The sequence below is a fragment of the Nocardia sp. IFM 10818 genome, from assembly GCF_054655275.1.
On record NZ_BAAHJH010000001.1, the window covers coordinates 5,771,925 to 5,785,908 of the forward strand.

General features: G+C 68.1%; 12 protein-coding genes. 5 read left to right on the forward strand and 7 right to left on the reverse strand.

Annotated features, from left to right (window positions below):
* Positions 1–50 precede the first annotated feature (50 nt).
* The gene (locus ACYQ5L_RS26910) at positions 51–689 is read left to right on the forward strand and encodes a TetR/AcrR family transcriptional regulator (protein ID WP_459961050.1); all 639 of its coding nucleotides are present in this window, start codon (positions 51–53) and stop codon (positions 687–689) included.
* 7 nt (positions 690–696) lie between these two features.
* On the opposite strand, the gene ACYQ5L_RS26915 is transcribed toward ACYQ5L_RS26910, so the two are convergent.
* From ACYQ5L_RS26915 to cysD, 5 genes are all read right to left on the reverse strand, one after another.
* A complete protein-coding gene (locus ACYQ5L_RS26915; RefSeq protein ID WP_459961051.1) occupies positions 697–1,833 on the reverse strand; it encodes a sulfotransferase family protein in 1,137 nt (378 codons plus the stop codon).
* Between the two features lie 82 nt (positions 1,834–1,915).
* The gene (locus ACYQ5L_RS26920; protein ID WP_459961052.1) at positions 1,916–2,866 is read right to left on the reverse strand and encodes an SDR family oxidoreductase; all 951 of its coding nucleotides are present in this window, start codon (positions 2,864–2,866) and stop codon (positions 1,916–1,918) included.
* On the reverse strand, positions 2,863–4,065 hold the full coding sequence (locus tag ACYQ5L_RS26925; protein ID WP_459961053.1) for a hypothetical protein: 1,203 nt from the start codon (positions 4,063–4,065) through the stop codon (positions 2,863–2,865). Before ACYQ5L_RS26925 ends, ACYQ5L_RS26920 begins: the two co-directional genes overlap by 4 nt.
* Positions 4,065–5,951: an adenylyl-sulfate kinase gene (cysC, locus tag ACYQ5L_RS26930; RefSeq protein ID WP_459961054.1), complete on the reverse strand. Its 1,887-nt coding sequence runs from the start codon at positions 5,949–5,951 to the stop codon at positions 4,065–4,067. Before cysC ends, ACYQ5L_RS26925 begins: the two co-directional genes overlap by 1 nt.
* Complete coding sequence (gene cysD / locus ACYQ5L_RS26935) at positions 5,951–6,856, reverse strand: sulfate adenylyltransferase subunit CysD (protein ID WP_459961055.1); 906 nt, start codon at positions 6,854–6,856, stop codon at positions 5,951–5,953. The genes cysC and cysD overlap by 1 nt, the downstream gene beginning before the upstream one ends.
* Positions 6,857–7,175: 319 nt before the next feature.
* On the opposite strand from cysD, the gene ACYQ5L_RS26940 reads away from it, so the two are divergent.
* Both ACYQ5L_RS26940 and ACYQ5L_RS26945 read left to right on the forward strand, forming a co-directional pair.
* Entirely contained in the window at positions 7,176–7,982 is an 807-nt protein-coding gene (locus tag ACYQ5L_RS26940; protein WP_459961056.1) for a helix-turn-helix domain-containing protein, read from the forward strand.
* Between the two features lie 426 nt (positions 7,983–8,408).
* A complete protein-coding gene (locus tag ACYQ5L_RS26945) occupies positions 8,409–8,948 on the forward strand; it encodes an NUDIX domain-containing protein (protein ID WP_459961057.1) in 540 nt (179 codons plus the stop codon).
* 126 nt (positions 8,949–9,074) lie between these two features.
* Here the strand turns inward: ACYQ5L_RS26945 and ACYQ5L_RS26950 are convergent, their stop codons facing one another.
* On the reverse strand, positions 9,075–9,629 hold the full coding sequence (locus ACYQ5L_RS26950) for an NADAR family protein (protein ID WP_459961058.1): 555 nt from the start codon (positions 9,627–9,629) through the stop codon (positions 9,075–9,077).
* A gap of 117 nt (positions 9,630–9,746) precedes the next feature.
* Complete coding sequence (locus ACYQ5L_RS26955; protein ID WP_459961059.1) at positions 9,747–10,955, reverse strand: DUF1444 domain-containing protein; 1,209 nt, start codon at positions 10,953–10,955, stop codon at positions 9,747–9,749.
* Between the two features lie 138 nt (positions 10,956–11,093).
* Here ACYQ5L_RS26955 and ACYQ5L_RS26960 point away from each other — a divergent pair, with 138 nt between their 5' ends.
* Together ACYQ5L_RS26960 and ACYQ5L_RS26965 are read left to right on the forward strand one after the other, a co-directional pair.
* Positions 11,094–12,635, forward strand: a complete 1,542-nt coding sequence (locus ACYQ5L_RS26960; RefSeq protein ID WP_459961060.1) for an alkaline phosphatase D family protein — start codon at positions 11,094–11,096, stop codon at positions 12,633–12,635.
* Between the two features lie 54 nt (positions 12,636–12,689).
* Complete coding sequence (locus ACYQ5L_RS26965; protein ID WP_459961061.1) at positions 12,690–13,949, forward strand: FAD-binding oxidoreductase; 1,260 nt, start codon at positions 12,690–12,692, stop codon at positions 13,947–13,949.
* Positions 13,950–13,984: the final 35 nt, after the last annotated feature.

Consider the following 13,984-nt stretch of genomic DNA (forward strand, 5'->3'; position numbering starts at 1 on the left):
AGGTAACCTAACGATGTTCGGTTTTTCAAGAGTCCGCAGGAGGTGAGCCGATGCCCAGGCCGAGGGTGCCGCTGCTGAGCCGTGACCGCATTCGCGACGCGGCGCTGGCGCTGATCGATCAGGGCGGGTTGTCGGCGCTGTCCATGCGCAAGCTGGCCGCGGACCTGGGGGTGCAGGCCGCCTCGCTGTACGGCCACTACCCGACCAAGGACGAGCTGCTCGACGACATCGCGCAGCACATCATGGCGCGCGTGGACGTCTCGGCGTTCGAGCGCGGGGATTGGCGGCAGGCGCTCATCGACTGGGCGCGGTCCTATCGGGACGCCCTGGTCGCGCATCCCAATTTCGTGCCGTATCTGTCCACCGGCCCGGGTAAGCGCGATGAGCATCTGCGCTTCGCGGACGCCGTGCACGGCGGGCTGGTGGGCGCGGGCTGGCCGCCGCGCGAGGCCACCATGATCGGCGCCGCCACCCGGTATCTGGTGATGGGCGCGACCATCGGTTCGTTCTCCCGGGGGTTCGTCGATGACGTGCAGGTCTATCGCGACCGCTACCCGCACCTGGATCAAGCGCATCTGCTGCGCGCCAAGGCCGATGAAATCGATTCCGAGAGTTTCGAATTGGCGTTGACCGCCTTCACCGACGGGCTGCGGCTGCGCTATGAGGCGCTGCCGCGGCGCCGCCGGTAGGGATGGCTCAGGAGAGCCCGAATTCCGATTTGACCCGGTCCTCGGTGAGGCCGTAGTCGGCGAGCGAATAGCGGTGCGCCGGTTTGCGATCGCCGCTCTTGCTCTCCTCGTCCAGCGCGAGCATGGCCGCGCGGGCGGGCTCGGTGAACTCGAGACCGAACCGGCCGTAGATCTTCTCGACGGTGCCCATGGGATCGGCGCGCAGATCCTCGAATTCGATGTCCAGGAACTGATTCGGGTTGTAGCGCGCCCGGGCCGTATTGAACTCGCGCAGGCCCCGCGACCACAGCTCCAGCTGGGTCTCGCCGATCCGCTCCCGGGTGAAGGTGGTCGACCAGCCGCGGGCGGCGTGCTCGGACAGGCTGCACGAGGAGCCGACGATGGTGACCGGGTCGCGGTGGGTCTGGATGATCAGCGCGTCCGGGTACACGCTCATGAGCGCGTCGAGGGCGAACAGGTGGCTGGGGTTCTTGAGCACCCAGCGGCGGCTGTCGCCGAGCCCGATGAGTTTCAGGTTCCGGCGGTGCCGCACATAGGCATTGGTCCAATCCTGTTTTCGCAGCCACTGCGAGTAGGTCGGCAGATAGGCCAGGGATTCATAGGAGATGGACTTGACGGTCTGCCGCAGCAGCTGCCAGCACTCCTCGACATCGGCCGCGCTCATGTAGTGCAGGCCCATGAATTCCGGATTCTCGACGCGATGCTGTGCGAATCCGGCGTCGATCTGCTGATAGACCGGGTGCTGCGCCCAGGTGTCGCGCGGCGGGCGCGGCTGCGGGAATTCGGCCAGCCACATCTCCAGGGCCTGATGCTGCGGGTCGGCGGCGAGCAGGCGGTGCAGGGCGGTGGTGCCGGTGCGCGGCAGCCCGGTCACGAAAATGGGCCGGTTGACCGGGGTTTCGGCGTGATCGGGATGGGCCTTCCAGGCGGCCTCGCTCAGCGCCCGCGCCACCAGCGCGCCGCGCAGGAAGTAGCGGCTCATCTTGGAGCCGAGTTCGGTGAGCCCGGCATCGCGCTGATAGGACTCCAGCAGGACGCCGAGCGCCTCGCGGTAGTCGTCCGGACCGAAGTCGTCCAGCCCGCTGACCTTGGTGGCCGAGGCGTGCAGATCCTCGACGGTGCCGACGTTTGTGCGTCCGCTCATGGGTAACTCCTTGTGGTGAGCGGGGATCCTGGCGACTTCGGCCTCCCGTTGGGCCGGCACCCCATGGATCCCCGCTCGATCGCTATACGTGGTACTCGCCGCAGTTCACGTCGAGGGTCTGGCCGGTAATGGCATTGGCCCAGGGCGAGGCGAGGAAGACGACGGCGCGGGCGATCTCGTCCGGCTCGGGCAGCCGCTTCAGATCGGATCTGGCGGCGGTCTGCTCGTAGACCTGCTCGGGGGTGATGTTGTACTTCTTGGCGATCTCGCCGAAGTACCACTTCAGCTGGTCGGTCCAGATGTAGCCGGGCGCGACGGTATTGACGCGAACACCCTTGGGCCCCAATTCCGTCGCCAGCGTCTGCGACATGGCCAGCAGCGCCGACTTCGCGACCTTGTAGCTGCCGTAGCGCGGTTCGGAGTGCCGCAGCACCGCCGAATTGATCATGACCACCGAGCCCTTGGTCTCGGTCAGCGCCTCCGTGAACGCCTGCGTCATCCGCAGACCGCCCAGTACGGTCAGATCGATGCTGTCACGAATCTGCTGATAGTCGGTGCGGGCCAGCGGCTTCATGGACGGCACCGCGAAGGCGTTGTTCACCAGCGCATCGACCCGCCCGAAGGTCTCCAGCGTGCGCGCCACCAGATTCCGCACAGCCTCGTCATCGGTGATATCGGTGGCAACACACAGGGTTTCACCACCCTCGGCCTCGATCTCGGCGGCAACCTCCTTCAACCGAGACTCGGTGCGCGCAGCCAGCACGACCTTCGCCCCGGCCGCGGCGGCCTCCAAGCAGATCGACCGCCCCAAGCCCGGCCCGACGCCGCTCACCACGACCACCTGATCGGCCAGCAGACCGGTCTTCAGCCGAGCCCCGATCACGTGGTCGCGGGCCGCCCGCCCCCCAACACTCTCCGGGGCGCCAGCAGCCTGCCCCCCAACACTCTCCGGGGCGCCAGCGGCCTGCCCCTCGGCGCCCTCCGGGGTTTCAGGGGCTTGCCCCTGAGAGCTACGAGAGTTGTCCTCACTCATCCGAGCATCCTTTCGCCGAATCCGCGCTGCCGGGCCGCGATGCGCTCGCGCCAGCCCGCGTCGTCGATTCGATTGTGGGTGTGGTGCGGCAGCCGCTCGGCCACCTTGTCGAAGGGCACGAGTTCGACGGCGGGACCGTCGGATTCGGTGATCGGACGCCCGACGCGCTGCCAGCGGAACTGGAGAATGCCCCGGGTGCGGCCGGTGGTCTCGATCCAGTTGGCGATGCCGGGATTGCGGTGCGAGACCACCATGCGGATCAGGCCGTCCGGATCCACCTGGGCCTGTTGATGATTCAGGCTGGTCTGGTGGTTGACGTAGTCGAGGGAGATGTACCAGCGGCTGCCCAGCTGGAAACCCTGGTACGGCGCATCGGATTTCGGGACCGTGATGATGAGCGCCTGATCGTCGGCCAGATCGTAGTGCCCCACCGAGGAGTACTGCGTGCTCAGACCGCCCGGGGTGAGCCGCGGCTCGGTCAGGGTGTTGACCGGCAGATCCAGGTAGAACCACTTGGGGAAGTTGAACCAGGTGTGCACGCGGGTCAGCAACATGCGCCCGGCAGCGCGGTAGCGCTTACGCAGTTGCGCCACACCGGGTTCGGCGGGCGCGGTGCCGACGGTGTCGACCCGCTCGATGCGAATGGAGCCCTTGCGCTCGGCATTCCAATCGCCGTAGACCTCCCGCACCGCGAGCATGGAGGCCCCCTCGCCGAGCTGGAAATACCCGGGTTCCGGATTCTCCTTCGGCGGCCCGAACCGCAGCTGATAGCTGCCGTCCTCGGCGATATCGAGCCGCCGGTCGTCGAAGGCGTCATCCCCATTGGGCACGTCGGTGGCGGTGTAATCGCCCTTGAGCACCTGGAAGCTGAGGTCGACGGTGCTGCCGCGCACGCCGGTGAGCAGGTATTCGCCCTGCGGATCGACATTCGCGTGGTAGTACAGCGTGTCGGGATTGTCGAGGCCCATCTTGGTATAGGGCCCGGTGGAGGTCACGAAGTACGGATGCGAGGTGCCGTGCGCCCGCGACAGCTGCAGCACGGCGGCGATACTGCCCTGCAGGTAGTCGTAGCCCTCGGCCAGATCGTGCTCGTCGCGAATGAATTCCGCGGTGGCGACGAGCTTCTCCGCCTCGGCGACCGCGGCCAGGAAGGGCTCGGTGAGCGGCAGTTCCGCCTGTTCGATATCGGATTGGTCCATCAGTTGTCCGTGATTCCTAGTTCTCGGCGAATGTTCCGGGCGATGTCGGCGGGGGTGCCGTCACCGGGCGTAATGGTCAGCTCGGCGTACTCGGGCCGCTCATAGGGTGAGTCGATGCCGGTGAACTCGCGCAGCTCCCCGGCGCGGGCGCGTTTGTACAGGCCCTTGGGGTCGCGCAGCTCGCACTCTTCGAGCGGGGTGTCGACGAAGATCTCGTAGAAGCGCAATCGCTTGTCGTCGTGCATCTTCCGGGCATCGCGGCGCTGATCGCGGAACGGGCTGATGAGCGAGACGATGGCCACCACCCCGGCATCGGCGAACAGCGCGGCCACCTCCGCGACGCGGCGGATGTTCTCCCTCCGGTCCGCGTCGGTGAAGCCGAGATTGCTGGTCAGGCCGTGCCGCAGGTTGTCGCCGTCGAGCAGGTACGCGGGCTGGCCGGAGGCGATCAGCTGGCGCTCCAATTCCACTGCGATGGTGGACTTTCCGGATCCGGACAGCCCGGTGAGCCAGATGGTCGCGCCGGTGGACAGCCGCTGGGTGCGATCGACCGCCGACTTGTGCCAGACCACGTCCTGGCGCGGCGGGCGCAGGCTGTGACCGGGGCGGCCGCTGGGGAGTTCGGCGGGTCCGGAGCTGCGGCCGGTGATCATGCCCGCCGCCACGGTCTGGTTCGTGGTCTCGTCGACGAGGATGAAGCTGCCGGTCGCGCGATTGTCCCGGTACGGGTCGAACATGATCGGCGACCGGCTGTGCACGGTCACCCGCCCGATATCGTTGAGCGCCAGCCGATCCGCGTCGGTGAGCCGGTGCAGGGTGTTCACGTCGAGCCGGTAGTCCAGCTCGCTCACCCGCACCTTCGAGGTCTGGGTGGCGGTGCGGATCACATAGTCGTTGCCGGCGCGCAGTTCGGTGGTCTCGGAGAACCAGCACACCATGGCGTCGAGATCGCGATCCAGATGCGGTTGATTGCCGGGCCGGGCGAGCATATCGCCGCGGCCGATATCGATATCGTCGTCGAGGGTGAGCGAGACCGCCATGCCGGTGTACGCCTCGTCGACCTTGCTGCCGCCCGGTCCCCAGATCTGCCCGACCCGGCTGGCGCGCCCGGAGGGCAGCACCACCACCTCGTCGCCGGGTTTGAAGATGCCGCCGGCGATGGTGCCCGCGTAGCTGCGCTGGTGGTCGCCGTGCGGGCGGATCACGTACTGCACCGGCAGGCGTGCGTCGATGAGATTGCGGTCGGAGGCGACGTGCACCTCCTCGAGATGCCGCAGCAGCGGCGGTCCCGGATACCAGGGGGTGCGGGCGGAGGCTTCGACGACATTGTCGCCGTGCAGTGCCGAGAGCGGCAGGAAACTGAGGTCGCCCACATCGAGCTTGGTGGCGAAATCCGCGAATTCCGCGCGGATCTCCTCGAACCGCTGCTCGGAGAAGTCGACGAGGTCCATCTTGTTCACGCACAGCACCAGGTGCCCGACGCCGAGCAGTGCGGACAGGAAGGCGTGCCGGCGCGTCTGCTCCGAGACGCCCTTGCGGGCGTCGACCAGGATGAGCGCGAGGTCGGCGGTGGAGGCGCCGGTCACCATATTGCGCGTGTACTGCACATGCCCGGGTGTATCCGCGATGACGAATTTCCTTCGGGGCGTGGCGAAGTAGCGGTAGGCGACATCGATGGTGATGCCCTGCTCCCGTTCGGCCCGCAGCCCGTCGGTGACCAGTGACAGGTCCGGGCCGCCATTACCGCGGGCGATGCTGGCGCGTTCGATGGCGTCGAGCTGATCGGTGAACAGCGCTTTGGAGTCGAAGAGCAGGCGCCCGATGAGGGTCGACTTGCCGTCGTCCACGCTGCCCGCGGTGGCCAGCCGTAATAGGTTGCGGCGCATCAGAAGTAGCCCTCTCGCTTGCGATCCTCCATGCCGGAGTCGGAGATTCGGTCGTCGGCGCGGGTGGCGCCGCGTTCGGTGAGCCGGGTGACGGCGGTCTCGGCGATGACCTCGGCCGGGGTGGCGGCCGTGCTCTCGATGCAGCCGGTGCAGGTGGCGTCGCCGACGGTGCGGAATCGCACGGTGGTCTCGAAGGCCCGCTCGCCCGGGCGCGGGGTCAGGAATCGGTTGTCCGCCAGCAGCATTCCGTCGCGCTCGCGGACGGTGCGCCGATGCGCGTAATAGAGCGGCGGCAGCTCCACCTCGGCCTGGTCGATGTACTCCCAGATATCCAGCTCGGTCCAGTTCGACAGCGGGAACACCCGGATGTGCTCGCCCTGCCGGTGCCGGCCGTTGTACAGATTCCACACCTCGGGCCGCTGCGCCCGCGGGTCCCAGGCTCCGTACTCGTCGCGGAAGCTGAACACCCGCTCCTTGGCGCGCGCCTTCTCCTCGTCCCGGCGCGCCCCGCCGAAGACCGCGTCGAAGCGGTATTCCCGGATGCTGCGCAGCAGGGTGGTGGTCTGCAATCGATTCCGCGTCTCGCCGGCGCGCTCGGTCACACGGCCCGCGTCGATGTCCGCCTGCACGCTGCCCACCAGCAGCTGCGCCCCGAGCCGGGCGGCCGTGCGGTCCCGGAAGTCGATGACCTCGTCGAAATTGTGCCCGGTGTCGATGTGCAGCAAGGGAAACGGCAGCGGGGCGGGCCAGAACGCCCGCCGCGCCAGCTCCAGCATGACCGCCGAGTCCTTGCCCCCGGAGAACAGCAATACCGGCCGCTCGAAGGTGGCCGCGACCTCTCGAATGATGTGCACCGATTCCGCCTCCAAGGCGGCCAGATGCCCCAACTCGTACCCCGTGCGCATAGTCACTCACTCGCCGCGCCATCCGCCAACTTGCGTTGTCGAATATTCGACGCTATTGTTCGATAATGTGACATCGACGATAGGGCGACAGCCCGCGCCGGGTCAATACCTCGCGCGGTTTTCACCCCTACGCCGACTATGACCGTCTCGACCCGCCGCCACCCCCGTAATCGCACTACGTCATCCGCATTCCGACTACGACCGCACCGAGGACGACTTGCCTGAAATCAGCACCGCCACAGCGCTATCCGCAGCTTCGGACGAGCCCGTAGCGGTCGCCGGTTCCCCCGAGCCTCCCGCCTCTCCGCCCACCCGGCGCGTGGTTCAGGCCATCGAATTGCTCTCCCGCCACCCCGCCGAGCACCTTTCGCTGGCGCGCATCATCCGCGGCACCGGCATGTCCCGCGCCACCGCGCACGCGGTCCTCAGCCAGCTCACCGCCGACGGCTGGACCGTTCGCGACGAGGACGGCAACTACGGCCTGGGCCTGGGCCTGCTGGCGGTGTCCCGCCGCGCCGAGGCCGCCTACCCGCTGCGCCGGGTGGCCCTCGACGCCATGCGCAAACTCTCGGCCCTGCACGACATTCCGGTCTTCCTGGCCGAACGCGACGCCGACTCGATCCTCATCACCGAAGTCCTGGGCACCCCCTCGGTCCCCTGGATCCGCATCGGCCGCCGCCTACCCCTCGCACCGCCGGTGGCCCGCGAATTCATCGCCTGGGCGCCGGATTCCGAACGCCGCGCCTGGCTCGACGCCGCCGATCCGGCCCAGCGCCCCCGCCTCGAATCGGTCCTCGAGGCCATCCGCACCCGCGGCTACACCGTCGAACGCCTGGCCGACGACTCCGCCCCCATGCTGGAGGCCCTCGCCGCCCTGCGCCACTCCCCCGTCACCGACCCCCTCCGCCACCGCCTCAACGCCCTCATCACCGACCTCATCACCATCGACTACCTCCCCGACGAACTAACCGACCACAACGCCGTCGTCTCGGTAGCCGCCCCCCTCTTCACCGCCAATCGCGTCACCGCCTCCATAGTCGCCTGCCCCGACACCAACCTCTCCGCCACCGACCTCGAAACCCTCGCCGCCGACACCATCGCCGCCACCCGCTCCATCCCCCGCTGAAATCGCCCGCGCCGCCAGCACCTCGATGGCGTGCACGCTCGCCCGCTCCCCGGGCGAGAGCTCACCGCCCAGCACTTCCCGGCACAGCTCCGCAACCAGGTCCGGACGCCCCACGCGCAGCTGATAAACCGCCATGACGCGCACCAACCGCGGTGTGCGCGACGCGTTCTCGGCCAGCCACCCGACTCGCCACCCAGCCCGCGCCAGCTCCTCACCGCCAACGGCCGGGCGACTCAGCCTCCAAGGCGCAACCCGATTGACCCTGCGGGTACTGGCCACGAACCCCATGGCGCGCCGCCTCTACGAGGACATGGGCTTCGAGGTCGAGGGGATTCTGCGCGGCGAGTTCATCATCGAGGGCGGGCCGTTGATGACATTTTCATGGCGTGCGCTGTGTGACGTGTGGTCGGCGGGCAGGATCGGGTCATGGAAACGCTTCGCTCGCGTGAGGTCTATTCGAATCAGTGGATCACGGTCCGCGAGGACGTCATTCGCCAGGCGGATGGCGCACCCGGGATTTACGCCGTGGTCGACAAGTCGGACTTCGCGGTAATCATTCCGCGGGACGGGGATCGGTTTCACCTGGTGGAGCAGTTCAGATATCCGCAGCGGAAGCGGTGCTGGGAGTTTCCGGGCGGGGCGGTGCACAATGGCGACGCGTTCGATGCGACCGCGACGGCCCATCAGGAACTGCGGGAGGAGACGGGGCTGCGCGCCGGGCGGATGACCTATCTCGGCCGGATTTCACCCGCGCCCGCGACCTGCAGTCATCATGGGCACATATTTCTGGCGACCGAGCTCGAAATCGGTGAGCCGGAACGGGAGCCGTCCGAGCAGGACATGCGGGCGGCCTGGTTCACGCGCGCCGAGCTGGAATCGATGATCGCGAGTGGGGAGATCACCGACGGCGACACGGTGGCGGGCTACATGCTGCTGCTGTTGCACGAACGGGCGAACCCGGCCTGATCTCGGCGAATCCCGGCGGGCCGGCAGCCACCGGTGCGGAGCCGACCCGCTGCCGGGGGCCGATCCGAGCCCGCGGCCGATCCGAGCCCGCCGCACCCGAAACAGGTGCGCACCAACGGAATCCGGCTACGGATGATGGGCGGGTGCGAGGGCGGTGCGGGCGTCCATGAGGGCGAAACCGAGGAGGTTGTCGCCGCGCCACCGGGCGGGGTCCTGGGCGGCGGGATTGTCGGCGCCCAGGCCGATGCCCCAGATGGTGTCGCCGGGAGCGGCTTCCACCAGGACCTTGCCGGCGGTGGCGAGCAGGAAGTCCCGGAGTTCGTCGTGCTGGCCGAATTTGGCGATGCTGCCGCGGACCACGATGTCGTAGCGGTGCGCCACCCAGGCGTCCTGGTCGAAGCCGCGGACGGCGCGGCCGATGCGTTTGGCGTCGGCGGGGGTTTCGCTGTCCAGGACGCGGGCGCGCATCTCCTCGTCGCCGAAGAGGCGGGCCTTCTCGGCCATCATGAAATGCTCTGCGCTGCGGTAGGTCTGGCCGTCCACGGTGAACTCGACCGGCCACCACTGGCTCAGGACCCATTTGCCGACCGCGTGGCCGGGGGTGCGGGTGTGGCCCCAGAAGAAAAGGAACTCCGGTCTGGAACCGTCTGCCATCTCAGCTGTCAGCTGCGCCCTGTCCACGACTCCGGACGATAGCCCACACCTCTGACAGCGTCCGCTGATTATCCGGCGCGTCACACGACCCGCCGCGGGGCTGTGTCGCGCGGCCCGTCGGGTCGGCTCGACGGTCGCGGCCGGTCAGCTGGCCAGGTCCCGCAGGCGCGCCATGACCGACGGCGCGGGATGGTCGTCCACGCGATACCGCGGCGGATCGTATCCGGGTGCGGGCGTGAGGGTTACGAGCGCGGCCACATCGGACCAGGCGACGCGGAAGGCATTGGTTTCGGTGATGACGAACAGGATGTAGTCGGCGTGCGGAAGCAGCGTGGGCGTGCCGCCGGTCCAGGGCGTCATGGTGTGCTCGGTGCCGTCGGGCGCGCGCAGGTGCATGAGGGCGCTGATGGCCTCCTCGCGATTGTCGTCGGCGCGCAGCTTGTCGGTCTGCCCGCCGTAGACGGCGGCGGCCAGGCGCGTCTCGGCGTGCCGGATGGACTGCCAGGCCGGGTGCCCGGCGGGGACCCGGTAGGGAATGAGCTCGCCGTCGTCGTCAATGGTGTAGGGCACGGGTGAGAGCGGCCGCAACGCCTCGTCGTAGCGTTCCTCGGCCAGCGCGAGCACCTGGTCGAAGGTATCGGGATCGCCGCCCAGGATCACCAGCATCCCGGCATGCCCGGGCAGGAAAACCACTGGGCGCGTACCGCTCCGGGCCTCCGCGCCCGCCAGCCAGCCGCCGACCAGCGGTAGCGAACCGACATAGGAATCACCGTCCTCGTCGGCGAAATCGAGCACCTGGGCACCCGCGGCCGGTTCGAACGCCGACAGCGTGCTCATGGCGATATCGGACAGGTTGTAGTGCGCGGTGCTGAAGACCTCGTCGGCCTCCACACCCCAGGCGGTGAGGTCGGCGGTGGTGACGAAGCGCATGGTGGACGGATTGTCCACCACCACCATCTCGCTCAGGAACGGCAGCACGGGACGGGTGAGCAGCACATCGCGGGCGCGGATGCCCGCCATGCCGAACTGGCTCCGGTCCGCGGGCCGCAGCACCGGCCGCAGCCGTTTGGCCGCCTCCCCCCAGGGTTCGGCCTGCTGATCGGTCAGGAACGGCTCCACCAGATCCGCCACCCGCTGCACCCGCTCGTGCTCGGGCCGGCCCTCACACCGCTTGAACAGCGCCTCCAGGCTCAGTTTGGCGTAGCTGTCGCTGCCCCGCCGCCGCACCACGACCTCGAACGCCTCCTCGTCGAACTCTGCCGATTCCACGGCGTCGTACGCCAGCACCTGGGCAAGAACCTTGTTGCCGAACCGATTTCGCGCCGACCCGAAGACACCACCGAGAAAGCCCATGAATCGGACTATACGCACGGCGGATGACAGTCCGGCTACACCGAATGCGCATCCGACACACCGCGCTCGTACCCGGAATTCGCGGACGTGTCCGGCACAGTTCAGCTGATGTTGAGCTCGCTGATGAAAGGTCGGCGCATGGCTACATTCTCGCGACGCACCCTGTTGCGCACGTCCGCCGCCGGGCTGGTCATCGCCCCCGGCCTGGCGGCGTGCTCGTCCGATAACGGTCCCGGGCTGGTGCGCGAACGGCCGATAGTGACGCACGGGGTCGCGGTCGGCGATCCGCGCAGTGACGGCGCGCTGATCTGGGCGCGCTCGGACCGGCCCGCGAAGCTCATTGTCGAGACCGCCGCCACCGAATCCTTCAAGGACGCCAAGCGTTTCGAGGGCCCCATGCTCACCCCGGCCTCGGACGGCACCGGGCGGATTCGCGTCAACGGCCTGCCCGCCGGGCAGCAGGTGCACTACCGGGTGACCCTGGAAGGCGAGGGCGGGGCGGTCTCCGAGGCCGTCACCGGCGTCTTCCGCACCGTGCCCACCGCGAACTCGGATATCAAGCTGCTGTGGTCCGGCGATACGGCCGGGCAGGGTTTCGGCATCAACCCGGATCTGGGCGGTATGAAGATCTTCTCCGCCATGGCCGCGCGCGATCCGCACCTGTTCCTGCACTCCGGCGACTGCATCTACGCCGATAACGCCCTGAAGGAATCGGTCACCCTCCCGGACGGCCGGATCTGGCGCAATACCGTCACCGAGGCCAAGAGCGCCGTGGCGCAGACCCTCGACCAGTTCCGCGGCAACTACGCCTACAACCTCAGCGACGAGAACTACCGCCGCTTCAATGCCTCGGTCGCGCAGCTGGTGCAGTGGGACGACCACGAGACCGTGAACAACTGGTTCCCCGGCGGCACGGTCGCCGACGGCAAGGGCTACACCGAGCGCAGCATGGACACCCTCGCCCTGCGGTCCTGGCAGGCCTTCCACGAGTGGATGCCGGTGGAGCCCAAGGAGGCCGTGGACGGCCGCCTGTTCCGCAAGGTGTCCTACGGTCCCCTGCTGGACGTGTTCGTGCTCGATATGCGCACCTACAAGGACGCGAACAACGCCAATACCGCCCCGGACGGCCGCATCCTCGGCCAGGCGCAGACCCAGTGGCTCATCGACGGCCTGCGCGAGTCCCGGGCCACCTGGAAGATCGTCGCCAATGATCTGCCGCTGGGCCTGATCGTCAAGGACGGCGACACCGCCTTCGAAGGCGTCGCCAATGCCGACCCGGGCGCCCCCTCCGGCCGCGAATCCGAGATCGCCAAGGTGCTGTCCGCCATCAAGGCGAACAAGGTGACCGGCGTCGTCTGGCTGACCGCCGACGTGCATTACACCGCCGCGCACCGCTATTCGCCCGAGCGGGCCGCCTTCACCGATTTCGATGAATTCTGGGAGTTCGTCTCGGGCCCGCTGAACGCCGGCGCGTTCGGTCCGAACAATCTGGACGGAACCTTCGGCCCGGAGGCCGTTTTCGTGCACGCGCCGCCCGCGCAGAACACGTCTCCGCTGGATGCGGCGTACCAGCATTTCGGCGAATTGACCATCGACGGCAAGTCCCGCGAACTCACGGTGAACCTGTGCGACGCGACCGGAAACGTGCTGTTCACACAGCGTCTGAACCCCGCTCGCTGAGACGCCGGTCCAACCACGAGCACGATCGGCGCGACTGTGGTTAGCTGTAGCGCCATGAGCACGCCCGTCTCCACCCACCCGGATGAATTCCTGCCCCGCGACACCGCGGATGTCGTTCGTACCGTTCGGGATTCGCGCAAGTCGACGAAACCGCTGATCATCCGCGGTGGGGAGCGGCCGGACGAGGAGCTGGCGCCGCCCGAGCAGGGTGCGGTGCTGTCCATGCGGAAGATGAACCGCGTGCAGGTGGTCGACGCGGACGCCCGGACCGTCCGGGTGCAGGCGGGGGCGCGATTGTCCGATATCGACCGCACCCTCGCGGCGCACGGGCTGGGACTGCCCATTGTCGGCGACCATCGGGATATCACGGCGGGCGGATTCGCGGCGGTGGGCGGGCTCAGCGCCGCCTCACACCGGTTCGGCATGTTCTCCGACAATGTGGTGGAGCTCGAATACGTCGATCAGGACGGGCGATTCGGCACCTGCGGGCGCACCCATCACACCGAGCGGTTCCGGCGGATCCTGGGCGGGGGCGGGCGCACCGGGATCATCACCGCGCTCACCCTCGAGGTCGCGGATATGGACAAGGACCGCATCTGGCTGACCACCGACGCGCACCGGTTCCTGGATTTCGATACCTGGGTGGAGCATTCGTTCAAGGAGATCCAGTCGCCGGGCGATTCCATGCTCCAGGTGGGCCGCTGGGTGGATACCGCACCGCTGAAAGTGGCGCGACCGGTCGGTACGGGAACCGTCCAGCTGGGCACCGTCCGCTTCGGCCAGTGGTCGAGCCTGCACCCCACCACCCCGAACCTGTCGCTGCGCGCCCGCCGCGAGGTCGGCGCCCGCGCCCGAAAGTCCCTGGGCGCCATTGCCGCCTCCGCGGGCGGCCGCGCCGGTATGCCGGTCCGCAATGCCGCCGCCGGTGCGCTCATGTTCGCTCCGAAGGTGCTGACGCTGCGCGATGCGGAGTATCTGGCCGATACCGTCATCTCCTCCTCGGAACGCGGTCCGGCCTACCGCATCTCGGTGTTCGCGCCGCTGACGAACTACACCCGGGTCTTCCACGGCCTGCACGACCTGTTCGCCGGGCATCGGGAGAAGACCGGCTGCTTCACCGTCATCTCCGCCATGACCTATGGCGTGCGGTCCCGCTACCTGCACGAACTCGATAACGAGGACCACGGGTTCATTACCTTCACCTGCCGTTTGCGCCCGGCCGCGCTGCCGTCGGAGTTGTTGCGCGACATCGTGTCCGGAATCGACGAGATCTGCGTCGCCGAACGCGCCCGGCGTTATGACCCAACCGATTAGAATGTGTTCCGCCGCACTTCCAGCAACGGGCTAGC

Coding starts and splice junctions, on each gene's coding strand:
- ACYQ5L_RS26910 (WP_459961050.1), top strand. CDS start 51: ATGCCCAGGCCGAGGGTGCCGCTGCTGAGCCGTGACCGCATTCGCGAC.
- ACYQ5L_RS26915 (WP_459961051.1), bottom strand. CDS start 1,833: ATGAGCGGACGCACAAACGTCGGCACCGTCGAGGATCTGCACGCCTCG.
- ACYQ5L_RS26920 (WP_459961052.1), bottom strand. CDS start 2,866: ATGAGTGAGGACAACTCTCGTAGCTCTCAGGGGCAAGCCCCTGAAACC.
- ACYQ5L_RS26925 (WP_459961053.1), bottom strand. CDS start 4,065: ATGGACCAATCCGATATCGAACAGGCGGAACTGCCGCTCACCGAGCCC.
- cysC (WP_459961054.1), bottom strand. CDS start 5,951: ATGCGCCGCAACCTATTACGGCTGGCCACCGCGGGCAGCGTGGACGAC.
- cysD (WP_459961055.1), bottom strand. CDS start 6,856: ATGCGCACGGGGTACGAGTTGGGGCATCTGGCCGCCTTGGAGGCGGAA.
- ACYQ5L_RS26945 (WP_459961057.1), top strand. CDS start 8,409: ATGGAAACGCTTCGCTCGCGTGAGGTCTATTCGAATCAGTGGATCACG.
- ACYQ5L_RS26955 (WP_459961059.1), bottom strand. CDS start 10,955: ATGGGCTTTCTCGGTGGTGTCTTCGGGTCGGCGCGAAATCGGTTCGGC.
- ACYQ5L_RS26960 (WP_459961060.1), top strand. CDS start 11,094: ATGGCTACATTCTCGCGACGCACCCTGTTGCGCACGTCCGCCGCCGGG.
- ACYQ5L_RS26965 (WP_459961061.1), top strand. CDS start 12,690: ATGAGCACGCCCGTCTCCACCCACCCGGATGAATTCCTGCCCCGCGAC.